General features: G+C 68.3%; 20 protein-coding genes. 11 read left to right on the top strand and 9 right to left on the bottom strand.

Annotation, left to right across the window (positions count from 1 at the left end; translation table 11 throughout):
- Positions 1-170: 170 nt before the first annotated feature.
- The 4 genes from AB0N02_RS28615 to AB0N02_RS28600 all read right to left on the bottom strand — a co-directional run bounded on the left by AB0N02_RS28615 (position 171) and on the right by AB0N02_RS28600 (position 4577).
- On the bottom strand, positions 171-554 hold the full coding sequence (locus AB0N02_RS28615) for a VOC family protein (RefSeq protein ID WP_363952707.1): 384 nt from the start codon (positions 552-554) through the stop codon (positions 171-173).
- A 1396-nt stretch (positions 555-1950) separates the two neighbouring features.
- The gene (locus AB0N02_RS28610; RefSeq protein ID WP_363952705.1) at positions 1951-3375 is read right to left on the bottom strand and encodes an SUMF1/EgtB/PvdO family nonheme iron enzyme; all 1425 of its coding nucleotides are present in this window, start codon (positions 3373-3375) and stop codon (positions 1951-1953) included.
- A 27-nt stretch (positions 3376-3402) separates the two neighbouring features.
- A complete protein-coding gene (locus AB0N02_RS28605; RefSeq protein WP_363952703.1) occupies positions 3403-3822 on the bottom strand; it encodes a PPOX class F420-dependent oxidoreductase in 420 nt (139 codons plus the stop codon).
- 464 nt (positions 3823-4286) lie between these two features.
- Positions 4287-4577, bottom strand: a complete 291-nt coding sequence (locus tag AB0N02_RS28600; RefSeq protein WP_363952701.1) for a hypothetical protein — start codon at positions 4575-4577, stop codon at positions 4287-4289.
- Positions 4578-4699: 122 nt separating this feature from the next.
- Between AB0N02_RS28600 and AB0N02_RS28595 the strand changes: the two genes are divergently transcribed.
- Positions 4700-5107 carry a hypothetical protein gene (locus AB0N02_RS28595; RefSeq protein WP_363952699.1) on the top strand — a complete coding sequence of 136 codons (408 nt, stop codon included), beginning with the start codon at positions 4700-4702 and terminating at the stop codon, positions 5105-5107.
- Position 5108: 1 nt separating this feature from the next.
- Here the strand turns inward: AB0N02_RS28595 and AB0N02_RS28590 are convergent, their stop codons facing one another.
- Together AB0N02_RS28590 and AB0N02_RS28585 are read right to left on the bottom strand one after the other, a co-directional pair.
- Positions 5109-7088 (bottom strand): DUF6571 family protein, encoded by a 1980-nt coding sequence (locus tag AB0N02_RS28590; protein WP_363952697.1) that lies wholly within the window; start codon positions 7086-7088, stop codon positions 5109-5111.
- Between the two features lie 111 nt (positions 7089-7199).
- Positions 7200-7556 (bottom strand): hypothetical protein, encoded by a 357-nt coding sequence (locus AB0N02_RS28585; protein WP_363952695.1) that lies wholly within the window; start codon positions 7554-7556, stop codon positions 7200-7202.
- A gap of 682 nt (positions 7557-8238) precedes the next feature.
- Here AB0N02_RS28585 and AB0N02_RS28580 point away from each other — a divergent pair.
- The gene (locus AB0N02_RS28580; protein ID WP_363952693.1) at positions 8239-10365 is read left to right on the top strand and encodes a LamG domain-containing protein; all 2127 of its coding nucleotides are present in this window, start codon (positions 8239-8241) and stop codon (positions 10363-10365) included.
- A gap of 304 nt (positions 10366-10669) precedes the next feature.
- Here the strand turns inward: AB0N02_RS28580 and AB0N02_RS28575 are convergent, their stop codons facing one another.
- The 3 genes from AB0N02_RS28575 to AB0N02_RS28565 form a co-directional block, all read right to left on the bottom strand.
- On the bottom strand, positions 10670-11617 hold the full coding sequence (locus tag AB0N02_RS28575; protein ID WP_363952691.1) for a hypothetical protein: 948 nt from the start codon (positions 11615-11617) through the stop codon (positions 10670-10672).
- Positions 11614-13131: a hypothetical protein gene (locus tag AB0N02_RS28570; protein ID WP_363952689.1), complete on the bottom strand. Its 1518-nt coding sequence runs from the start codon at positions 13129-13131 to the stop codon at positions 11614-11616. The genes AB0N02_RS28575 and AB0N02_RS28570 overlap by 4 nt, the downstream gene beginning before the upstream one ends.
- Positions 13132-13371: 240 nt before the next feature.
- Positions 13372-14487, bottom strand: a complete 1116-nt coding sequence (locus AB0N02_RS28565) for an ADP-ribosylglycohydrolase family protein (protein WP_363952687.1) — start codon at positions 14485-14487, stop codon at positions 13372-13374.
- A 388-nt stretch (positions 14488-14875) separates the two neighbouring features.
- On the opposite strand from AB0N02_RS28565, the gene AB0N02_RS28560 reads away from it, so the two are divergent.
- From AB0N02_RS28560 to AB0N02_RS28520, 9 genes are all read left to right on the top strand, one after another.
- Positions 14876-15040: a hypothetical protein gene (locus AB0N02_RS28560; RefSeq protein ID WP_363952685.1), complete on the top strand. Its 165-nt coding sequence runs from the start codon at positions 14876-14878 to the stop codon at positions 15038-15040.
- Between the two features lie 40 nt (positions 15041-15080).
- Positions 15081-15866 (top strand): TetR/AcrR family transcriptional regulator, encoded by a 786-nt coding sequence (locus tag AB0N02_RS28555; RefSeq protein WP_363952683.1) that lies wholly within the window; start codon positions 15081-15083, stop codon positions 15864-15866.
- Positions 15867-15903: 37 nt separating this feature from the next.
- Complete coding sequence (locus AB0N02_RS28550; protein WP_363952681.1) at positions 15904-17052, top strand: NAD(P)/FAD-dependent oxidoreductase; 1149 nt, start codon at positions 15904-15906, stop codon at positions 17050-17052.
- Between the two features lie 570 nt (positions 17053-17622).
- The gene (locus AB0N02_RS28545) at positions 17623-18666 is read left to right on the top strand and encodes an NrtA/SsuA/CpmA family ABC transporter substrate-binding protein (RefSeq protein ID WP_363952679.1); all 1044 of its coding nucleotides are present in this window, start codon (positions 17623-17625) and stop codon (positions 18664-18666) included.
- 200 nt (positions 18667-18866) lie between these two features.
- Positions 18867-19715 (top strand): ABC transporter permease, encoded by an 849-nt coding sequence (locus tag AB0N02_RS28540; RefSeq protein WP_363952677.1) that lies wholly within the window; start codon positions 18867-18869, stop codon positions 19713-19715.
- Positions 19712-20425, top strand: a complete 714-nt coding sequence (locus tag AB0N02_RS28535) for an ABC transporter ATP-binding protein (protein ID WP_363952675.1) — start codon at positions 19712-19714, stop codon at positions 20423-20425. Before AB0N02_RS28540 ends, AB0N02_RS28535 begins: the two co-directional genes overlap by 4 nt.
- Before the next feature lie 105 nt (positions 20426-20530).
- Positions 20531-21559: an ABC transporter substrate-binding protein gene (locus AB0N02_RS28530; RefSeq protein WP_363952673.1), complete on the top strand. Its 1029-nt coding sequence runs from the start codon at positions 20531-20533 to the stop codon at positions 21557-21559.
- On the top strand, positions 21559-22545 hold the full coding sequence (locus AB0N02_RS28525) for an LLM class flavin-dependent oxidoreductase (RefSeq protein WP_363952671.1): 987 nt from the start codon (positions 21559-21561) through the stop codon (positions 22543-22545). The genes AB0N02_RS28530 and AB0N02_RS28525 overlap by 1 nt, the downstream gene beginning before the upstream one ends.
- The gene (locus AB0N02_RS28520) at positions 22535-23725 is read left to right on the top strand and encodes an LLM class flavin-dependent oxidoreductase (protein WP_363952669.1); all 1191 of its coding nucleotides are present in this window, start codon (positions 22535-22537) and stop codon (positions 23723-23725) included. The genes AB0N02_RS28525 and AB0N02_RS28520 overlap by 11 nt, the downstream gene beginning before the upstream one ends.
- Positions 23726-23740: the final 15 nt, after the last annotated feature.

The following is a 23740-nucleotide window of genomic DNA, read 5'->3' as shown; positions in this document are numbered from 1 at the left end:
AGCCGGCCTGGCCGAGTGAAGGGAGATCTACCGGATGGCTCGATTGGCGGTCATGCGGGTGGCCTGAAACAGGTCGGAGAGGACTGCTTGGGCAGGCCGGGCGCCGGTGCAGGACAGTGGCTCGAAGAATACGGGTTGATTTTCGGCAAGTCCTCAGCCCGCTCCCGGATCTACGCCTGGGCGGCCGTCACTTCTGCGTCACTTGAGTCAACACAGAACTCGTTGCCTTCGGGGTCAGCCATTACCACCCATCCGATCCCACGCCCCCGTTCCTGCTCACTGACGACGACGGCTCCTAGGCCGACAAGCCGCTCCACCTCTTCTGCGAGGGTCCCGCCACCAGGGTTGAGATGAACATGTGGCTGGGTTTTCCCCTTTATTTCGGATGATGCGTGCATGAACAGTATCTGTGACGGCTGGTTGCCTTCGGGTAGTTCGATCCAGCAGGATTCCGCGCCGCCGTCTATCGGAAGGGCGAGGACAGTGCTCCAGAACCGGGCCAGCCTGTAGGGCTCAACGCAGTTGAAGACCAGGTAGCGCAAGCTCAAGCTCATACCGGTCAGGCTAATGCATCCCTGCTTGTGGGGCATCTCATGCGCATAGGCGTAACCCCTGCGCCGGACCGAAAATTTCAGATGAACAACACGAAAACACTTTACCTGTTGGCGGGAAACTTTCGACTTCCATTGGGGTGCGCATATTTAGTAGAGGTCGTAAAGATGGGCGTCGGAGTCCGTAACAATATTTCCGCATGGGGGATGCGATCGAAAAGCGGGTGTGATTTTTGTCACCTCGCCAATTCGTCAAGGTTGCTCAGAGATCTCATTTACTGGAGGTGTTGTCCACCGGAAAGGAGTTCCCTTGAAAATCTGGAAAAAGCTTCTCGTCCTGGCGTTGCCGGTCGTAGTGGCAGCCTCTACGCTGGCCGGTTTCGCCTCGCCGGTCGCGGCGGACGAGGTGCCGCCAAAACCAGAAATCTCTCCAGAAATAATCGCTGACCCCGAGGGTGAGGTATCGATTCCTTCACCTCCTGTGTTCGTGGGGACCACAGAGGGCAATGGTGTCAAGCAAGCCGCTGATCGTATCGGGTGCTGGTTCAGAACCGACAAACCGGTAACCCTCACACCGACAAGCAAGGACATCATCGGCTCAGCCGAAATAACAGGATGCACATCCGAGAGGCCTACCAGCTGTGCCCTTACAGCATGGCTCTATAGGATCAACGCGGACGGGTCGGAGACTCGGGTCGGCACAGGCTCCACAAAGCATAGCTGCAACGCGGGATCAGCCTCCCGATCGGAAGCGCACTACAATTGCACGTACTATCCGTCCAGGCAGTTCGCCTACCGTACCGAAGCCACTCTCACTGTCGTTTCGAGGTTGGGAACCTCGCACACGGACAGCTCGAGCGTAAACAGCCATTACTGGTGCATCTAACAGCTATGCCGGTGTTGGGAACGCCATGGCAGTACATGGTCTCCCTCCACTTGAGTGGTGCGTAGCGCCACCTCGTGCACGTCCTGGACGCTCGGCCCGGTGAGTGGGATCGGGCTGCCGCTCAGGGGCGCACCATTTCTGGGTGGCGGTGTATTCGGGGTCGGGGAACGATGAGCTCATTTCACCGTGACGTCGCAGGTCATGGCTGTGTTGAAGGTCGTCGTCACTGATCCAGAAGTCGGAAGGCCCCTGGTGGAAAGGCCGTCGACCAAGAGCAGCCATCTCCACCGGGGGTCTGTGCTGTTCTAACGTGCCGGGCTACCGCTGTCGTCCCAGACGCTGAGCCTCCGGCCGGTGTGCTCCGGTGACACCGTCTCGCGGTCAGGCCCACCTGGCGCCGCCAGTCCGCCGGCGTGGTGTGGGAGGCCGGTGCCCACAGCCACTGGTGGGTCACCGGTCGGCGCCGGTATCCAGGCTGTTAATACAGGCGGGGCAGTCCCCGCTTGGCCGGGATCACCCGAGCTCCTCGACACATCTGAAACCGACCGCGTTGCTGCAACCCCGGCGCTGGGCCAGCCCTTTCGAGGATGTCTGCAGTGCGCGGTGCGGGTTGTCGTACGAGCCGCCGCAGATGACCACCTCGTTGAGGTCTTCGAGCACGGTCCCCGTGATCTCCCAGACGTTCCCGACCATCTCCCGTACTCCGAACGGCGACACGTTGCCGGGATGGGCGTCAACGGGACCCGGCATGGTCTGGCTCAGTCGCCCTCGATCGAGGTCCTCCCGCCACGCCTCGTATGTGATCAGCGGCCGGCCGCTCCAGGAGTCGGCGCAGCTGACGATGTCCAGGTCGATCTCGTCACCCCAGGGGAACAACCGGCCGTCGTCACCCCGGGCCGCGGCCTCCCACTCAAGGGACGTCGGCAGGCGCTTGCCCTCGAAACGGGCGAAGGCGTAGGCACTCCAGTAATTGACGCAGATCGCCGGGTGGTTCTCGTACGCCGGATCGGTGAAGTACTCCTGAATCTTGAGCCGTTCCTTCCAGGGCTCGTGGGAGAACTCCGCAGGCTTGTCCGGGTGGTCCCACTGCTGCGAGCCGTACTGCCGGACCGCCTCCAGGAAGCGGTTGTAGCGGCCGACCGTGACGGGGAAGCGGTCGAAGCGCACCGGCCGTTCGACCCGCCGGTACATCAGGTGATGGCTCGGCCCGACGAGATACGTACCCGACGGCAGGACGCAGTCGTCGGTGGGCACCCGCGATACCTGGCGAGAACCTCGGTAGAGGAACTCCCGGACCTGCTCGGTCAGGCGTGGGGCCGTTTTGGGGATCGACTCCCCGCTGCCCGGGTCGCGAAGGTGCTCGGCCGCCAGTGGTTCCTGGTAGGCCGAGTGAAGGAAGGCTACCCCGGACGACTCGACAGGCCGGAAGAACTCCTTCAGGCGGAAGGTGTCGTAGGTCAGGCGTCCTCCCTCGAAGAGCGATATGCCCAGGTCGTTGACGAGATCCACGAAGGTGAAGGTCGTGCGGCCCTGGAGAAAGGCCGCGCCGAAGTAGGAGATGATCGACGGCAGGACCTCTGTGAGGTCGGCCGAGGCCGTCACCCGCGCCATATGCTGCCATGCTGGCTCGGCGAGGTGGGGGAGGTCGGCGCCGTCGAGTTCCAGCTCACGGGCGAGGCGACGTTCGAGAGGCGTTCCGGCGCCGGTCGGATCCTGGAGCCGCAACGCCGAGAAACGGGGCACGTGCGGCGGGTTCACCCCTTGGGCGTGGAGTTGCTGGATGAGTTTCTCCGACACTATGGCGGTGCCGTCCGGCAGTCGCCGTACCTGAGGAGAGTCCTCCAGGAAGGAGACCCGCGAGCTGGTGACGACGGCCGACTCCGCGGACAGGACCTGCGCCGGCTCGGTGAACAGCTCCAGGAATCCCCGCAGGGTCATCGACCGGTCTCCGGGCGGGCGTGGGTGTCAGCCGGGTTGGGTGTTGTCCTTGAAGGTGCCCCAGCCGTGCCAGCGGTCGATCTCGATCAAGGCGCTGACCCGGCTGCGGTCCCGCTGCGGATACTTCTTTCCGAGGTACTGCTGGGACAGCCTGTCGATGTCGGTCAGATCTTTGTCGTCGCGCACTTTGGCGACGTGGCCGATGATGCTGATGTGGGTGTACCAGTTGCTCCCGTCGAGCACGGTGAGGGTGACCCGGGGATCGTCGCGGATGTGGTTCAGCCGCTTGCGGCCCTCGTCCATGTTGACCAGGATCCGGCCGTCGTCCCAGAGGTACCAGGTGGCTGTGGACACCGGCTGGCCGTCGGGCTGAAGTGTCGCGATGACGGCGGGGTTCGGCTTCTTCAAGAAGGCGACTGCATCCTCGGGAAGCGGCGGTTTCGACATGATCTCTCCTCTTCGCGTCGGTGTTCCCAGTGGTGAAGGTGGTGCGTACGGTTCATGAGACTTACGTTCACGGTGTCATATGCCGTGTGGTGACGGCTTCGCGACCTTCGTACGCGGCCTGTTCCGTGGTGGAACAACGAGAGAACGCTTGCCGAAGCAGCCGGCCGGACCTCGGATTCGCGTACCGGGCCCGCCACATGGCCGATGATCGACGACAACAGCGTTCTCATCACCATCGCGGCCTGTCTCGTCGGTGAGCGCGTTGCGGTTCTGCCCGGCTGTGCGTGGTGAACGTCGTTCATAGATAGCCCGATCCCGTGCACTTGCTGTACGGGATTGGGTCGCCGCATTCCTCTACTGTCTCGGGTGTCCGGGACGGGGTGAGCGGGCGATCACGAGAATGCGCTGCTCTGCTCTCTTGAGGATGACAGCCGTGGAGGTTTTCGAAGCTCCGGCTCGGTGCGTCAATGACGGTTGGTGGACGACGGGACTTTCTCCGGGAGAGAACGGAGTTCCTCTTCGAGTGTTTCGACGAGTGCCCTGGCCGCCTGGCGGAGCCGTACGCGGCGGGCGGTGAGGTCCTCGGCGAACGTCCGGGCCTTCGGCCCCACCCACACAGGTTGACCGGTGAACTGCCCATGGGCCGGGTCGAGCGCGGCCTCCAGGATGGCGACCCGTGCCTTGACCTCCGCCAATGTCTGTTCCAACATCTGACGGCGCGGATTGGGAACCAGGTCCTCCGGACGAGGATTCATATCCCTCTCTTCGGATGCCGATACATCGGACGGACCTATTGGACATTATTGGATCTACGGCACATCGGCCAGCCCTGGAGGAATGTATGACCCGTTTTGTGCGGTGCGGTGCCCTGGTTTGCGTGGCGGCGTTGCTGGCGGTGTCCGGATGCGGTGACAGTGGCCCCACGGCGACGGAGGCGGGTAAGACCCTCAAAGCCCACATCACTGAGCTGATGAAGAAAAGCCACGCCCTGGATGTCAGGGTCACCGACCCTGGTGGGCGTGACATACCTTGTGGCGAGGGCAAGGCTAAGCAGACCTTCGGGGCCACTGCTAAGGACGCTGCGCCGCAGAGCGAACCAGATGGGCTCAATATTCTTCTGCTGGGTGCTCTTTCTTCAGTTGCTCCATACCGGATCGTTGAAGATCGTGGCAATGCACCTATCCGTCTAGAAAGTGACGAATACAAGACGATGATTATCTTGGAGTCTCCGGCCAACGGACAGTACGCGGTTCGAGGAGAGACGCAGTGTCTCCCGAGCTCGTGAGCTAGCTGTCATAGGCCAAGGCGCGCTCTCGGCCCCGTTTGTTACCGCCCTCGAAGCGGTTCGCCATCCCATCGGATAGTTGCCCCAAGGAAAGCTCGTCGTCGCTTCCCATGCCGTTGGCGGCTGCCCACTTCTCGAAGGACTCGAGCCCCTTGTTCCCCTCCTTGATCAACTCTGAGAACGGTTTGAGGTTACCGTGTGCGTCGGCGACGGCCACGGCGGGTGAGTAGAGAGCGTCGAACTCGGCGGGTGTCATCTTCGGGGTGAATCCGTTGGCCATGAGCACCTGGGCGAACGTGTGCTGGCGCCCCAGGGTTTCGGCGTCGTCCTCCTTGTTGACCTGGTCCATCCGGGTCTCATCTTCTCCGCCGAAAGTGCCCTGGGCGGAGAGAGAGGTACTCAGTGTCAGCCAGATGAAACCTTCGGCCAGGGTCGCTGCCGTGAGCGTGTTCGCCAACCCGATACCCGTGTCGCGGATGAACAGCAGGACATCCTCCCGTTGTTTGTCGAGCATGTCCAGGTTGCCCTGCACTTTCTCGACGGCGCCCAGTTCGAAGCCGCGCACGTTGCCCAGTGCTTGGAAGACTCGGTTCAGGTGCCGGACGTCCCCGGTCCGGCGGGTGGTCGCTGACGTGGAGGCGATCACCTTCTGGGAGAACCGCCCCATCCCCTTGTCGAACGGGGCGAGGTCCTCGGCCGAGTCGGCGAAGGTCTTCAGGAAGCGGTAGGTGTCCTTGGGGCTCAGCGTGAACGCCGACTTTGTGCCGAATGACGAGGTCGAGGATTTCAGCACGCTGTCCTCGGTCATGTTCGCGTCGCCGATGTTCGCGCCCTCGGTGATCTCGGTGGTGTACGCGCCTGCAATCTCGGCCAGGTGAATCCGGACCTCCTGACCGAGCTGGAGGTCGTCGAGCGTCGTCATCACGGTGAAGGCGAACGCGGCCGATTCTGCGCTGTGCTTGCCGTCCTCCTCGTCGTAGGCGCCGGAGGCCGCGGCCAGCATGCGCCCGAAGGCGTTCTTCTTCTCGTCCGTGCTGAGATAGCGACCGCCAGCGTGGTCGTTGAGGTTTTTCAGGAACGTCTTCAGCTTCGACTGGTCCTTCGCATACGGCCCGACCACCGCCGCGATCGCCTGTCGCGCGGCTACCGGGTTGTTTCCCAGGGCGTGCAGGAAACCCGCGTCGATCTTCTTGGGATCCGCGAGTCCCTGCGCCAGTACGGTGTCCTTGAGCCACCCAGCGGGAAACCTTCCCACGCTCAGCAGAAGGCTCGCCTTGAACCGCTCCTCTGCGTCCGAGATGGGACGCCGCATCGCTTCCTTTGTCGCGGAGAACCCAGGGACGCGGGATCCTGCGGTGACCGCGCTGCCGAAGGACTGGCTCACCGTACGGAGCATCTCGTCGCCGAGACGGGGCTCCTCGTGGGAGCCTCTGAAAGGAATGCTGGGGATGTTCTCCCGCAGCAGTACGGGAAGGTTCAGGGTGCGTTTGGTCCCGAGGACGGCGAAGAAGGCCGCGGTGAAGTCGCCGTCGTTCTTATGAGCCTCCAGTTCCCGGAGAACTCGTAGATAGTCGTCCTGGGAGGTGCCCTTGAACAGAGACCTTCCCGCCGGGTCGATGGCCAGGAAGCGCTTGCCCAGCTCCGCGCCCTGCCGCTGGGCCTCGGCCGGGGAGAGGATTTTTCCCTCGTTGTAGGTCACCAGCCCCGAACCGGGCATCCAAGGCGTCAGTTTCTCGCTCGCCTGGATGGTCTCCTGCCGCTTGCGCAGTTCGGGTAGCCGGCCGTCGATCCAGTCTTCGATCTCCTTGATCGGCCGCAGTCCCGCCGCTGACACCTCGGCCGTCGTGAGCAACTGCCGGATCCGCTCGGACTGCTCGCCGATCACGTCGCGACCGCGCTCCAGCCCGGTGATGAAGCCCCGCATCAGGTCGGGGTCGATCCCGGTGAAGTCCGGCGACAGAGGCCCCGTTCCCGATGCCATCGGCTCCATCATTCCCTTCGAGCTGTTTTCGGTTATTTCACTCTAACCTTGTAATGAGGGTATTAAGCGGTGAACAAAGGAGATCTGGCTGGTTTCTCTGAGGTGCGGCGACTAGTCGTCGCCGATCCGTTCCAGCGGGTCGAGAAGGAGCCAGAAGCCGGACTGCCCTGTCTCGGCGAGCACCGTGTGCCGTCCGGTGTCGGTTTCATGGGAGCGCGTTTCCACGGACACCACCGTGCCGTCCTCGTCTTCGTCGGCGTCGGTCGGCCGGATCCACAGTCGCGTCCGGCTGAGCATGCGCCACCGGAACTCCAGCGTCTCCGTACCGAATGCGACCGAATGGGTGAAAAGTCGGCCCGTGCCGTCCCGGGCGAACACCATCTCGTCGCCGACCAGCACGATGGCCGTACCGCTCGCCGTACGCCACCGTCCGATCGGCCCGTGATCCAGGATTTCGTCTATATCCATCATATTTGTACCTATATGTCATGTGATTTCTGATTTCATCATGGTCAAAGCTGTGTGATGCCGCGAATCCATAACCGCGTTTTTCCATCGGAGTGTTCCGCGGGGGAAGAGGGTTCGGCGCCGTTGGAGACCGCCACCTGCCCCCCCGTCTGGTTGGAGCCGTCAGGTGATCACTGTTTTCGACGCCGTCCAGCGGGCGATTCGAGATGTCCGCTGGAGGGAGTGCAAGCGTATGTGCGCGTTCGCCGACGGTCGGCATGCTGGACCACCGGTCGGCGGTCACCGAATGGAGAAACGGGGGAGGGGATTCGGGTGGAGAGGGAGGCGTGGAGTGCGGCGGCCGCGGGCATACGTGGCTCGAAGTTTCCAGGAATCGTGAAGTCTTATCCCCGATTTCGCCGAAGTGTCAGATGTCGATTCTGTCCTCCCGTGTACGCGCAGCGTCACTGGATATCACGGGCCGTCAGGTTTCTGGAACGCGTGAAAATCGATTGACCCGGCCCGCTTTCTCTGCTGTCCGTGTTTTTCGGGTCGCTCCCCATCCGCTTTATGGCTCGTCTGTGAACTGCGGAAAGTGAAAGTGTCATCACGTGAAGCGGATGTCATTCATATTTCCTTTACTCCTGTGCGGGATATGTGTGAGGATCACCCCGTCCTGTGGCGATCTACAAGGAAGGTTGGAGTGAAAATCAAAAATTCAAGGGCCGGTGTGCCGGGCCGCGGCTACGGCCGTACGTCTCTGGTGGCGGTTCTCGGGCTGTCCGCGGCGCTGCTGGCGGCACCCGCCGGCGCCGCCTCTGTCTCCTCGCTCGCTTCCGCTTCCACCGACCAAACGGCCCCGGTCTCGGTGTCCTCGGCTTCCGTGCCCGGGTTGGTCGCGGCCTACGGCCTGGAGGAGGGAACGGGCACGACGGTGGGCGACGCCTCCGGGAACAACAACACCGGTACGGCTCGAAGTACCAGTTGGGTCACCGGTAAGTACGGTAAGGCGCTGTCGTTCAACGGCACGAGCAGCTGGGTCGCGGTCAATCACTCGTCGTCGCTGCGTTTGTCGTCCGCTGCGACGTTGTCGGCCTGGGTCAAGCCGACGACCGTGGCGGGCTGGCGCACGGCGGTGATGAAGGACCTCCAAGGTGGAGGCGCTTCCTACGGTCTGTACGCCTCCAACGGCAGTGCTCCTCTGGGCTGGCTGCAGACCGGGGCGGAGAGCGTGGGGTCGGTCGAGGGCTTCACCCCGCTGCCCACCGGGGCCTGGAGTCACGTGGCGGTCACCTACAACGGCAGCGTCGCGCGGTTGTACGTCAACGGTGATGAAATTGACGAGGCATCTGTCAGCGGCGGCCTCTACGATGACGGCGGCCCGCTGCACATCGGTGGCAACGGTTTCTGGGGTGAGTTCTTCAGCGGCGTTCTTGACGAGGTCCGCGTCTACAACATCGCCCAGACCGGCGCGCAGATCCAGGCTGACATGAACGCCCCCGTCGTCGCCCCGACTCCCACTCCCAGCCCCACTCCGACGGTCACCCCGACGGTCACTCCGACCCCGACTCCGACCGGGTCGCCGACTCCCACTCCCACTCCGACTGAATCGCCCACCCCCACTCCGACCCCGACCGAGTCGCCGACTCCCACTCCCACTCCGACCGAGTCCCCCACCCCCACCCCGACTCCGACTGAATCGCCCACGCCCACCCCGACCCCGACCCCGACCCCGACTCCGACTCCGACTCCGACGCCCACTCCAACTTCGGTGCCCGGGTTGGTCGCGGCCTATGGCCTGGAGGAGGGAACGAGTACGACGGTGGGCGACGCCTCCGGGCACGGCAACACCGGCGCGGCTCGTGACACCAGTTGGGTCACCGGTAAGTACGGTAAGGCGCTGTCGTTCAACGGCACGAGCAGCTGGGTCACGGTCAATCACTCGTCGTCGCTGCGTTTGTCGTCCGCTGCGACGCTGTCGGCCTGGGTCAAGCCGACGACCGTGGCGGGCTGGCGCACCGTGCTGATGAAGGACCTCCAAGGCGGAGGCGGCGCCTACGGTCTGTACGCCTCCAACGGCAGTGCCCCCCTGGGCTGGCTGCAGACCGGGGCGGAGAGCGTGGGGTCGGTCGAGGGCTTCACCCCGCTGCCCACCGGGGCCTGGAGTCACGTGGCGGTCACCTACAACGGCAGCGTCGCGCGGTTGTACGTCAACGGTGACGAAGTCGAAGAGGCATCTGTCAGCGGCGGCCTCTACGACGACGGCGGCCCGCTGCACATCGGTGGCAACGGTTTCTGGGGTGAGTTCTTCAGCGGCGTTCTTGACGAGGTCCGCGTCTACAACATCGCCCAGACCGGCGCGCAGATCCAGGCCGACATGAACACCCCCATCGGGGCCGCCCCGTCGGCCGGGGCACAGGTCTCGAAGCGGTCGGACACGGGCCGTTCCCTGACCGCTCCCGGGGTGGGCATCGTGAAACTGGCGGTGCCCGGATCCACGGTGGTGAACGGCGGCGCGACGTCCGGTCTCACGCCGAGCCTCACCGCGTGGGTGTCCGGTCCCGGAGCCCGGCAGTCAGCGGTTGAGTTCGAGGTCGTTCACACCCCGGCCAAGTCATCTCGGACCGGGCAGCTGATCTTCTCGGGTAAGGCGACCGGGAAGGCCGGCGGTATCGGCAGGACGGTGAAGGTTCCGGCCGGCAAGTTGAAGAACGGCTGGCAGGTGCACTGGCGCGCACGCGTCGTCACCGGTGGTGTCAAGGGCGTCTGGTCCGCATGGCAGCCCCTGACGGTCGGTGCCTCCGCGCCGACGGGCGGATCAGGCTCGTAACGGCACTCGCGGCATCGCCGTCGGAGCGCATGATCGGAACATCGCATGACGTGAGGCGATGATTTCCGGATCGGGCCGTCCGGCGGGATTCCCCGAACCGGGGCCGGGCCACGCCGATCACACGGCGTGGCCCGGCTCTACCGGAAGACCCCGGTTCTACGGAAAGGCGCCGGCCCTGCTGGGAAGGCCGTTCTGTGGCATGAGTGCCTGTGGCCTGGGCGGTCGTCCGGGCGAAGGCGCGGGCAGAGGGGCATCGCTCGCGCGGACTTCCGCGCCGGGCCGGAGTAGCGATCGTCGTGAGGGGTCACCGGGCGTTCGGTCGCGCCTGCTCCGGTGCGCGGGAGCAGCCGTAGGTCATGAGGTAGATCTCCATGGAGATCGAGCCGGGCGGGGCGGAGAGGTCGTGGAAGTTCCTGGTCACGGCCGTGCCGAAGATGCGGGGGTAGGCCTCGCGGATGGCCGTGTTGACCCGGGTGGCCAGGCGGACGCCCTCCCCGGCGCCGCCGTCGGCACCGAAGGTCAGCACCATCCCGGCGTGCTGTCCGGCCAGGCGGTCCCGGTGCTTGAGCAGCTCCTGCCGGACCTGTACGGCCAGCGTCCCGTCCCCCACCGCCGGGGGGACCTGGAACGCGATCGTGATCGGCTTCGCCTGGACGTCTCCTAGGCGGTCGTCGCAGGGGGACGGGGTCGGCGAAGGCTCCGCTGAGGAAGTGGAGGAAGTGGAGGAAGTGGAGGAAACAGGGGAGGGGGCGGAGGTCGAAGGGCTCGGCTCGGCGGGTGTGGGATCGGTCTCGGTGCTCTTGCGCCCGGAATCCTCCACGGGCCCGGGACTCTCCGCGGGGCTAGGCTCCCCGGCCTCACGAGACTCCCCGCCCTCACGAGGCTCCCCGGCTTCTCGAGGTTTCCCGGCCTCTTGAGTCTCCTCGGCCTTTCGAGGCCCACCCTGTTGACTCTCTCCGGACTGTTGAGGCTTCTCGGTCTCCCGGGACGGCCCGCCGGTCTCCCGGCTGTCTCCGGCCTCCTGGCCGTTCCTGTCCTCGGGGCTCTCCTCGCCCTCCCCCGGAGAACGGGTGGCGTCCGGCAGGGGCCGTACGGTCTCCGGAAGGGTCCGCGCGGCCTCCGCCAGAGCGTCGGCGTGCGAGGGGGCCGGCGCCTGCGCTCCCAGCATGATGATCGTGACCCCCAGCAGCAGGTCGGCGAAGAGCCAGCCGGCCAGCAGGGTGGAGGTGGAGGTCCTTCGGCGGGTGCTCACTTCGAGGTCCTCCGGCGGGTGTCCGGACCGTTCTGGCCGCCGCCGGAGGAGCCGAGGGTGTCGAGCGCGGACTGGAGCCGGTTGATCGCGTGCTTCAGGTCGGTGACGTCGTCGTCCGCGAGGTCCCGCGTCCTCATCGGCAGTTCGGCCAGGACGCTCCCGAGCGCGGTGGGGAGCCGGTCGAGGGTGTTCCGCGTCTGCTCCAGGAGGGCGACCGCCCCGCCCGAGGCGTCGGCGGCGCGTTCGAGGCGGGAGGCGTGGGCGCCGGCGGCGGTCGACCAGTCTCCGAGGGCCTCCCGGATCTCCGTGCTGGTGGTGCCGAAGGTGCGGCGGAGCTCCTCGGCCGCGCCGACGAGGGTGTCGGTGACCCGTTCGCCGAGGAGGTCGACGGCCTTCTCCGTCGACGTGCCGACCGAGTCCATCGAGACGGCCGCCCGGTCGACCGCGTAGCCGATGCTCACCGTCGCGTCGACCAGCTTGTCGATCCGGGTGTCCAGCCCGGAGACGGTGCCCTGGACGGACCTCATGGACCGCACGAGTTCGTCGTTGAACGCGCGGCGCATGTCGAGGGTGGTCTGCGAGATCGTCGTCGACAGCTGGTTGCCGGCCTTGGTCACGGCCTGGTCGGTCCTGGAGCTCGCGCTGTCGATCATCGCCGAGGCGCGGGCCACCACCGTGGTGAGGTCGTCGCACGTGCTGTTGATGGTCGCCAGGTGCTTGCCGAGGAGCTCGACGCCGTCGCGCACGTCGACCGCGCTGGTGGTCAGCGCGTCCGTGGTCTTGCGGGTGACCTCCAGGGTCAGGGTGAGCGCCTCGACCAGCTCCGTGTGGACCTTGCGGGCCGTGGTGCCGACGAGGCCGATGTCGGTGGCGGTCTTGCCGAGCTCGGCCGCGAACCGGGCCGGGGAGGAGAGCCGGACCTCCCCGAGGACGAGGCTCGCCTGGGTCAGTGCTCCGCGAAGCCGTATCCGCAGGTACGCCAGATCCCGCTCCGCGGCGTCCTCCCTGCTGTTCTTCGTGACGTTCTCGATCACGGTCCACACGATGAGGCAGAAGATGGCCGCGAGGGTGCACAGCGCGATGTTGTCGAACTTGAAGAACTCGGGCAGCCTGCCGTCGAAGCCCTGCTGCCACATCTCCAGGAAGGGGCGGCGGGCCGCGTCGAGCCCGTCGGCGTCGAGGACGTCGCCGTAGGCGCCCGTGGCCATCATCAGCCCCAGCCAGGTGATGAAGATCGGCACGAAGACGAGGGCGGGGCCGACCGCGGCGCCGAGCCTTCGGCGCCGTCTCGGCTTGCCCTTGGAGGAGGCGATCTTCGCCGCTTCGGCGTCCGTGATGATGGTGTCGTCGGGGGCGAAGGCGGCGAACAGGTCGATCTCACACCAGCGCCCGGCCTTGCCGGGGTCGATGATCGCGTCCGCGAGGTCGCATAACTGGTCTCGGCGGGCCGTCAGGCGGGGATGATCGGCGAGCTCGCGAAGCTCGGTGACAAGTTCCTGCTCCGTCACGGACACTCGACGTCCCCTCCTCGATGTCGCTGGGCGCCTTCGACGATCCAGATGGACCGTTTCACGCTGCCGCGAGGCGTGATCATTTCGGCATACGGCGCATCTGTCAAAGGAAGAAGGGGGATGAAGGAGAAGGTGGGAGAGTTCACCGGTTCAGCGGAACGGTGAACGGGAGCGGAGATCGCCCTTAAGGTGCCTGCTCGTCCGTCTTCCTGTCGCCGGGAGCCGGTCAGCCCGGTCGCCAGGTCAGCCCCGGGGATACCTCGCGAGCCACGCCTCGGTGATCGTGTGGTTCTCGGCCGTGTGGGCCGCGAAGTCGTCGGCGAGTTCGGTGATGGCCGCGCGGCCTTCGAGGTGGGCGAGCCAGCCGGTGGGGAGGGCGGCCTCGCCGTGCAGGGCTCCCAGGAGGTTGCCGCAGACGGCGCCGGTGGAGTCGCTGTCGCCGGAATGGTTGACCGCGAGCAGCAGCGCCCGGCCCAGGTCACCGGGTTCCGGGTGGGACAGCGCGCAGTAGACGGAGATCGCCAGCGCCTCCTCCGCGATCCACGCCCCGCCGAGTGACTCCACCTTCTCGGGGGTCGGGTCGCCCCGCTCCGCCAGGGAGACGGCGGCGCGCAGGGCCTCGGTCGTCTCCTCGTGGGAGGGGTAGGTGGCCAGCAGGTCCATGGCCTCCCGTACGGCCCGCGTCAGCGACCCCCCTTCCATCACGACGTGGACGAGAGCGGCGAAGGCGCCCGCGGCGAGGTATCCGGTGGGGTGGCCGTGGGTGATCTGGGCGCACTCGGCCGCCAGGTCGAACGCCTGCCGGGCGTCCGGCGCGTGGAACCCGAAGGGAGCCGACCGCATGACCGTTCCGCAGCCCTTGGAGCCGGAGTTGACCGGTCCCGGCTCGCCGAACGGCGCGGCGGCGAACGCCTGCCCCTGGCGCAGTCCCGACAGGCAGGCGTTGCCCGGGGCCCGCCGGGAGTAGAGCCACCCCTGCTCGCGCAGCCGGCCGTTGCGGAACACGTCGTCCGGGGGAGGCGGGCAGGAGTGCTGCTGGGTGTCCAGCCAGCGCAGATAGGCGTGCCGTACGGCGTTCGCCCCGTTCTTCGGGAACCCGCCCTCGGCGGTGGCGGCCCTGATCAGCCCCTCCACGGTGAACAGCGTCATCTGCGTGTCGTCGGTGACCAGACCGGTCCTGCCGCGTAGGTCGGGGACGAGGCCGGTCACCCCCGTGAAGCCGTACTGCCTGCGGATCGCCTGCATCGAATCGAACTCGACGGGCGCTCCCAGCGCGTCGCCGAGGCCGCCTCCGAGCAGGCAGCCTCTCAGGCGGCTTCGGTATTTCGGCAGGTCGGTGACGGAACGGCGCACGATCACGGCCCTCCTGCCTCCCCGGCGGCGGGTGGAGGCGTTCGTCGTCGGTCGAGAGGTGATGAAAAGGGGATATAGCCGGAAGTCGCCGTTATCAACGGTCAACATCATGTCTGTGAGGAACCCTACGGTCACGGCGGTGCTCGCGGGGCCGGTTGGGTGCGGTATTTCATCCGCCGATCCGTCCGCGGAGCTCCGGCGTTCCCGCCGGGTTTCCCTTTCCGGGCCGGCTCTCCCTTCCGGGACCGGGCGGTCGCGTGTCTCCCCTCCCGGAGGCCGCCCGCGTGTCCCGGACGGTCGCCCGCGTGCGACGTGACGCGCTTTCCCGTTGACCTCGGAGAGGCTGCTCCCGGTCCCGGTCCCGGTCCCGGTCCCGGTCCCGGTTTCGGTTTCGGTGCCGGACGGCCTGAGCCTGGGCGAGGCGGCCGCGCTGTCGCAGATCGGCCCCGCCGTACACGCCGCGATCGAGTCCCGCGACGTCGTCGGCAAGGCCCCGCTGCTGATCCGACCCTCGGGAGAGCGGTCCCCGGGGGCCCGCGGGGTTCCGGCATCGCGGTAACGGGTGCTCCGGCGGGGGCTCCGGCGCCACGATAACGAACATGTTCGTTAAGAACTTGTTCGCGACGAACATGTTCGTTACCGTGGACGGCATGACAGGTCACTCCGACACGCCCCGCTCCGACACGCCGCGCAGTCGCCGGGAGCGCCCCGCCAAGCCGGCCCTGACACGGGCGGGCATCATCGCCGCCGCGGTCGAGATCATGCGGGACGAGGGTCTCCGGCGGGTCACCATGCGCCGTCTGGCGGAGGAACTGGACACCGGGCCGGCCTCGCTGTACGTCTACGTCCGCAACACCGCCGAGTTGCACGCCGCGATCCTGGACGAGCTTCTCGGTGCGGTCGATCTGGGGCCGGTGCGGGCGGAGGGCGACTGGCGCGAGCGCCTGGAGGCCGTGCTCACCTCCTGCGTGACCGTGCTGCTTGAGTACCCCGGCCTGGCGCAGTCGGCGCTGGTGGCCCGTCCCAGCGGGACGCACTACCTGGCGCTGATCGAGGCGTTGCTGGCGCTGCTGGACGAGGGCGGCGTTCCGGCCGGGCAGGCGGCCTGGGGGGTGGACCTGCTGCTGCAGTACGCCACCGCGACCGCGGCCGAGCACGCCGCCGGAGACCGGGCCGCCGACACCCGGCAGGAATGGGACGCCTTCACCCGGGCCCTGCGGGGTGTCTCCGGCCGGACGCACCCGCACATCGCCGCGCTCGCCGGCGACCTGCTCTCCGGTCCGCCGCCGGCCCGTCTGTCCTGGGGCTTCCACATGTTGATCAACGGCATCTCGCACACCCCGAGGCCGGAAACGGACGCGTCCTCGGAAATCTCTCCGGGCTGAGCGCGTCACCGCGCTCTCTCACTGGAAGGACGACACCTTGAACCTCCACCACCCCATCGCGATCGTCGGCGCCGGTCTCGGCGGTCTCACCCTCGCCCGGGTTCTGCACGTCAACGGCATCGAAGCCGCCGTCTACGACCTGGACGCCTCCCCGTCCGCCCGTGCTCAGGGCGGCATGCTCGACATCCACGAGGACTCGGGTCAAGTCGCCCTGCGCGCCGCCGGTCTCCACCAGGAGTTCCGTGCGCTCGTCCACCCCGGTGGCGAGGCCGTGCGCGTCCTCGACAGGCACGCCGTCGTCCGCCTGGAGGAGGCCGACGAGGGCGGCCACGGGCGCCCCGAGGTCGAGCGCGGCCTGCTGCGCGACCTCCTGCTCGGCGCGTTGCCCGAGGGAACCGTCCGCTGGGGCGCGAAGGTCACCGGGGCGCGCCCGTCGGGGGAGGGCCGCCACGAGGTGACCCTCGCCGACGGATCCACCTTCACCACGGGCCTGCTGGTCGGCGCGGACGGCGCCTGGTCCCGGATCCGCTCGCTGGTCTCCGGCGCCGTCCCCGTCTACTCCGGCGTGTCCTTCGTCGAGGCGGACCTGCTGGACGCCGACGTCCGCCATCCCGGCAGCGCCGCCGTGGTCGGCGGCGGCATGTTCTTCGCGCTCGGCGAGGGCAGGGGCTTCCTCGCCCACCGCGAGCCCGATGACAGCCTGCACGTCTACACCGCGCTCAGGGTCCCCGAGAACTGGATCTCCGGCATCGACTTCACCGACGCCGACGCCGACGCCGCCAAGGCGGCCGTGCTGGAGCACTTCGCCGGCTGGGACGAGAGCCTTCGGGCGCTGATCGCCGACGCCGACGGCGCGCTGATCCCCCGGCCCATCCACGCCCTGCCGGTCGGCCATCGCTGGGATCGTGTCCCCGGAGTCACCCTGCTCGGCGACGCCGCCCACCTGATGTCCCCGTTCGCCGGAGAGGGGGCCAACCTCGCCATGCTCGACGGAGCCGAACTCGGCGAGGCCATCGCCGCGCACCCCGGCGACGTCGAGGCCGCGCTCACCGCCTACGAGCGGGCGCTGTTCCCGCGCGGGGAGGCCGCCGCGGCCGAGTCGGCCGACAATCTCGCCATCTGCTTCCGCGACGACGCGCCCGAGGGCCTGCTCGACCGGTTCGCCTCCTACCGCAGGGCCGCCTGACCCACATCGATGACCCGCGTCGGCGACCTACGCCGGCGCCGTCGCGTTCCGGCGTTCCGGAAAGGTTCGCGAGTCACCCGCGGAAGGGTTCGCGAGTCGCCTGCGGGAAGGTTCGCGAGTCGCCTGCCGGGAAGGTTCGAGGGTCGCCCGCGGTGAAGGTCCGCGCTTCGCCCGCGGCGCTTCGGCGCCGCGGGCGTTCTGTGTTCCGGGCCGGCCCGGCTCGGCCCGGTGCTCCGAGATCTATGCCACCATGCGGGATGCGACTTGACGTGTACTAAACCTACCTGAAATATAGGAAATGTGTCGCAAGTCCCCCTGACCCTTCGGCGGGTCGTCGATCTCATGCGTCTGGACAGCAGCCTCTGTCCGTGAGCGCGCTCCGTCTCCTCCCGCGTTGAGCCTTGTCGGGCCGGTCGAGCCCTTCGTTCTCCGCTCTCCCTTCTCCGTCTTCTCTCTCTTACGCGCGCGCCGCCACCGTCGTCGTCCCGCGCGTCGCCGTTTCCGCGCGCCCTCGCCACGTCGGGTGTGCGCGTGCCTTCACCTCTCGATCTTCCAAAGGGGTCACCCATCATGTGGACATCTCGTCGACGGACGCGCGCCGCGCTCGTGGTCGCGGCGCTCTCGCTCACCGCCCTCACCGCCGCCTGCGGGGGCACGGGCGCCGGCAGGACGGCAGCGGCGGCGGCCGGGGGCGCCGGAAGCAAGGGCGGGGCCGTACTCAAGATCAAGGATCCGGGGAACTCGGGGCCGCTGGCGGTGGCCAAGAAGGAGGGAATCCTGGAGAAGCGGCTGGCCGAGGTGGGGGCCACGGTCCAGTGGGGCGGGTCGTACGCCTCCTTCACCGCCACCGTCGACGCCGTACGCTCCGGATCGATCAACGTGCTGGAGGGGGCGATCTCACCGGTCCTCGGCTACCTCGTCAGCGGCAAGGACATCAAGATCTTCTCGGTCACCGACCCGGTGACCGACCCGGCCGCGCCGCAGACCGACGGGCTCGTCGTCAAGCCCGACAGCCCGATCAAGACGGTCAAGGACCTGGTCGGCAAGCAGGTCGCGGTCAACAAGGGCGGTCGCGGCGAGTACCTGCTGCTGCTGGCCCTGCAGGAGGCGGGGATCCCGGCCGACCAGGTCAAGCGGGTCTACCTCAACCCCGACCAGGGCGCCTCGGCCTTCGCGACCGGCAAGGTGGACGCCTGGTGGGCGATCGTGCGGGCCTACCCGGAGGTGGTGGCGAAGGGCGCGCGGGTCGTCGTCCACGGGCGTGACCTCAAGGACCGGGACCTGAACATGCAGGCCGCCCGGACCGAGCTGCTCACCGAGCATCCCGAGGTGGTCCGCGTCTACCTCAAGGTCCTTCAGGAGCTCACCGAGGAGGCCAGGCAGAACCCCGGCAGGTTCCAGAACGTCTTCCTCACCCAGGGGCCGACCGCCCTGTCGGGCCCCCGGCTGGAGGAGGAGAACGCCAAGTCGAGATACGCGAACATCCCGCGCTCGGCCACCCCCGCCGACGCCTCATACGTGACCGACGTGGCCGGGATCTTCCAGAAGTACGGCGTGCTGCCCACCGCCGTGAACCCGGAAGACGTCATCTTCACCCTCAAGCCGGCCGCATGACACTCGACAGGATTCCCGGGGGCGCCCCCGCGTCCGTGCAGGACGACGCCCCGGAACAGGAGATTCGGAGCGGGGCGGTCCCGGGCGGGCGGGTCCCGCGCCAGGGCGGAGAGCCGGCGGCCGGGAGCCGGGACGGGGAACCGGCGGCGACCGGGAACCGGCAGGAGGATCCGGCGGGAAGAGGCCGGGGAGGGAACCCGGTGAAAGAGGAAGGCGAAGACCCGGCGGGAGGGAAAGGGCGTACGGCCCTCGAACCGCCCCGCTACCTGGGCTCCCGCAGACGCCACCCCGCCGTCTCGACCGCCGTCCGCCTCCTGGTCCCGCTGCTCCTGCTCGCCGCCTGGTGGTACGGCACGGCCTCCGGGGCCGTCTCTGCGGAGATCCTCGCCGGTCCCGGCGCCGTCGTCGGAGCCCTGGGCGAGCTGGTCGCCACCGGGCAGCTCGGCGACTACCTGCTGGCCTCCGCCCAGCGCGCCGGGCTGGGGGTGCTCACCGGCGGCGGCGTCGGCCTCCTGCTCGGCGTGGTCGCGGGACTGTCCGCCCTGGGCGAGGAACTGGTCGACCCGACCATGCAGATGAAGCGGGCCGTGCCCTTCCTGGCCCTGGTCCCGCTGTTCATCTCCTGGTTCGGCGTCGAGGAGACGTTCAAGGTGGTTCTGATCGCGGTCGCCGCGGCCGGCCCGATGTACGCCTACACCTATCTCGGCGTCCGCGGCGTGGACCGCAAGACCGTCGAGGCGGCCCGGGGGTTCGGGCTCACCGGTGCCCGGCTCGCCTTCGGGGTGATCATCCCGATCGCGCTGCCGAACATCCTGATGGCCCTGCGCATCTGCCTGTCGGTCTCGCTCACCGGCCTGATCGCCGCCGAGCAGATCGGCGCCACGGAGGGGATCGGCTATCTCGTCACCCTCGCCCAGCAGTACTACCGCACCGACTACATGGTCCTGTGCATCGTGATCTACGCGGTGCTCGGCCTGCTGATCGACCTGGCCATCCGGGGCGTCGAGCGGCTGGCCATGCCCTGGCGCGGACAGGTGGCGGCCCGATGAGCGTCGTCTCGGCGGACACCGCCGTCAGCATCAGGGGACTGCGCAAGGCGTTCGGCTCCAAGACCGTCCTGGACGGGATCGACCTGGAGATCCGGCGCGGGGAGTTCTTCGTCCTGCTCGGACCGAGCGGCACCGGCAAGACCACGCTGCTGCGCATCCTCGCCGGTCTCGAACTCCCCGACGCGGGAACCGTTCTCGCCCCGCGCCGCCGTACGACCGTCTACCAGGAACCACGCCTGGTCCAGGCCCGCAGGGTGCTGGCCAACGTCACCCTCGGGCTGCCCCGCTCGGCTCGCGACGCCGGGCTCGCCGCGCTGGCGGAGGTCGGTCTGGAGGGGCACGGCCGAGCGTGGCCCGCGACGCTCTCCGGCGGGGAGGCGCAACGGGTCGCGCTGGCCAGGGCGCTCGTCCGCGACCCCGAGCTGCTGCTCCTCGACGAGCCGTTCGCCGCGCTCGACGCGCTGACCCGGCTTCAGATGCAGGAACTCGTCGCCGAGCTGTGCGAACGGCACCGCCCCGCCGTCGTGCTCGTCACGCACGACGTCGACGAGGCCGTACGGCTGGCGGACCGGATCGTGGTCCTGCGCCACGGGTCCTTCGCGGTCGAGCGGCCGATCGACCTTCCGCACCCGCGTGACCGCAGCGACCCGGCCTTCATCGCCCACCGGCGGCTGTTCCTGTCCCACCTCGGTGTCGCCGCCGCGCACTGACGCGAGCCCGGGGACCTCACCCCCGCGGCCCTCACCCACACCACAGAGCCTTCGCGCGACAGCGCGGCACACAGGCGCAGTACAGAGCAGTACAGAGGAGTGCACGTGTCAACGATCGACAAGATCTGGTTCACTCGCTGCCCGGTTCCCACCGCCAGCGGCCTGGCCCACAACCTGGGCTGGCTCAACGAGGAGTTCGGCGAGGTCGGCGTTCTGCAGGACGCGGGACCCGAGCTGGCCGAGCACCACTTCGACCACCGGCTCCTCGGGCTGTTCCGCGAGGGCGGGAACGTTCCCGCGCTGGCCGCCCTCTCCGAGGGGGCGAGGACCCGGCTGATCGGGCTGACCTGGATCGAGGAGTGGCAGTCCGTCCTGGTCCGTCCGGAGTCGGGCATCACCGGCGCGGCGGGGCTGCGCGGCGCGCGGATCGCGCTGCCGAAGTGGGCGGAGACGCGGGCGCGGAGCTTCCCCAGGGCGATGGCCCTGCACGGGATCAAGGGCGCGCTCTCCCAGGCCGGGCTCGGCTTCGACGACGTGACGTTCGTGGAGGTCGAGCAGCCGGCGTCCGACGTCGGGCGGGGCGCGGCCGGCCGGGCCTGGTCCTGGCCCGGCATCAGGGAACTGGCCGACGGCGAGGTCGATGCGATCTACGTCAAGGGCGCGCGCTCCGCCGACCAGGCCAGGGAGATCGGCGCCGTGGTCGCCGTCGACCTGGACGCGCACCCGGACCGCCGTACCCGCGTCAACAACGGCACCCCGCGGCCGATCACCGTGCACGAGGACCTGCTCGCCGACCACCCGGACCTGGTGGCCGCCTTCCTGGCCCAGACGCTGCGCGCCGCCGACTGGGCGGCGGGCAACCTGGAGGCGGTCCGCGACATCCTGGCCGCCGAGACCCGCTCGGGGGCCGACGGCGTCACCACCGCCTACCGGGGCGACTTCCACCGCACCCTCCACCCCGACCTGTCGCCGGAACGCCTGGAACTGCTGCGGGTCCAGAAGGACTTCCTGCTGGTCCACGGTTTCCTCGCGGCCGACGTCGACCTCGACGCCTGGGTGGCGCACGAGCCGCTGGCCACCGCGAGGGAACTGCTCGCCGACCGGGATGCCGGCCAGGACAGGGTGACGGTCTGATGGCCACCTTCCACATCACGCTCCCCAGCCGGGGGAACGGCGGCCGCGGCACCCGGCCGGACTTCCCGGCCTTCGTCACCGATCCCCGGGCGGCCTTCGGCCCCTTCGACCACCTGGCGCAGGCGGGCAGGGCCGCCGAGATCGCGGCCTTCGACGGCGCGCTGGCCCCCTTCGACCCGTACGGCGAGGAGTCGTTGGTCGTCGCGGCGGGACTGCTCCGGCGCAGCCGCTGGCTGCGTGCGGTCGCCGGATTCCACCCCGGCATCGCCACCCCCGTCTACGCGGCCAAAATCTCCGCCTCGCTGCAGCGCTTCTCCGGTGACCGGCTCGACTGGTGGATCGACGTCGACCTCGACCCGGCGGTCGCCCGATCCCAGGGCGACTTCCTGGAGGGCGCGGCGCGGTACGAACGGGCCGAGGAGTTCCTCACCGTCGCCAAGGGCGTCTGGTCCGAGGAGGGCTACACCTACGAGGGGCGCTTCTACCAGGTGCTCGCCGGAGGCTTCCTGTCGCCGCTGGCGGGCAGGACGTTCCCCCGGATCCACCTCTCGGGAACCTCGAAGGAGGCGCTGGAGCTGTCCGCGCGTCACGCGGACGTCCACGTCTTCGACCCCGAGGACGACATCGAGGCCGCCGAACTCCCCGGCGTCACGTACGGCCTGCGCCTGCCGGTGCTGGCCAGGGACGACGACGACGAGGCATGGCGGGCGGCGCGCCGCCTGTGGTCGCGTGCGGGCGGTACGGCCGGGGCCTTCCCCGATCCGGACCCGCGGACCCGGCTGTGGGGCGGCTTCGGCCCGGAGGGGGCCGGGGGGCGCGGCGGGCTGGTCGGATCGTTCGAGACCGTCGCCGCCGGAATCAGGGACTACGTCGACCGGGGCGTCGGCGCCTTCTTCCTGGAGGCGGCGCCGTACATCGAGGAGACCTACCGCCTGGGCGAGCGGCTGCTCCCGCTACTGGTGAAGGAGGACGCCCATGTCCGTTGACGTCTACTGGCGGATCGGGACGCACGGCGACCAGCCGTCGCTCCGCGAACGGGTCGCCAGCCGGGGGGAGTGGGCGCCGGTGGTGCCGGGCAGCCTGGCCCCCGGCATCCGCCACGGGCGACGTGACGACTACAGCTACGTCGAGCACATGGGAGACGTCGCCAGGGCCTCGGAGGTCTCCGGTTTCGTCGGCGGGCTGCTCCCGTCGTTCCCGAACACCGACGATCCGTGGGCGACGGCGGCCACCCTGGCCCGGGAGACGACGACCTACCGGTTCATGATCGCCTTCCAGCCGGGATTCCTCCACCCGGTGCAGGCCGCGCGCATGTCGGCCAGCCTGCAGCGGGTCACCGGCGGGCGGGTCGTCTACAACATCATCTCCGGGGGAGGCGGCCCCGACCAGCTCTGGTGGGGAGACAAGGTCGACCACGACGACCGCTACGCCCGCACCTCGGAGTTCCTCGACGTGCTCAAAGGCGTCTGGGAGGGCGGGCCGTTCGACTTCGACGGCCGCTTCTACCGGGTCGAGGGGGCGGGGCTGCCCCCGGAACTGACCGGGCAGCCGTTCCCGGAGATCTACTTCTCCGGCTCGTCCAAGGCGGCCATCGACGCGGCCGGGCGGCACGCGGACTACTACCTGTCGTGGCTGGAACCGTTCCACGCGCTCACCGAGAAGTTCGAACAGGTCAGAGCCAACAGCGACCGCGCGCCCAAGTTCGCGGTCCGGATCGACGTGCTGGCGCGCGAGACCGAGGAGGAGGCCTGGGACGAGATCCGCCGGGGCTGGGACAACATCGACCCCACCGTGCTTCGCGGCGCCACCGGCGACTCCATCGGCTGGCAGCGCAGCCAGTCGTTCGTCACCGGAGCCATCAACGGTCACCGCGACCTGGAGGTCACGCCCAACGTGTGGGGCGGCTTCCACCTGCTGCGAGGCGGGCCCGCGTTCGGCCTGGTCGGCAGCTACGAGCAGGTCGCGGAACGGCTCGACGAGCTGATCGGCCTCGGTGTCGGCGCGTTCATCCTGGCGGGCGTGCCGCACCTGGAGGAGGCCTACCGGGTCGGCGAGAACGTCCTGCCGCTGCTGCGCGGCCACGACCTCCGCGTCGGCTCACCCCTGGCCGATTCACACCTGACCGGTTCACCTCTGGCCGGTTCATCACCGGCGATCCATCACTGACCGGTTCATCACTAC

It is taken from the genome of Streptosporangium sp. NPDC051022 (genome assembly GCF_040683035.1).
Lineage (GTDB): Bacteria > Actinomycetota > Actinomycetes > Streptosporangiales > Streptosporangiaceae > Streptosporangium.
Note: the sequence above shows the minus strand (reverse complement) of the source record. Positions and strands in the feature narration are given on the sequence as shown.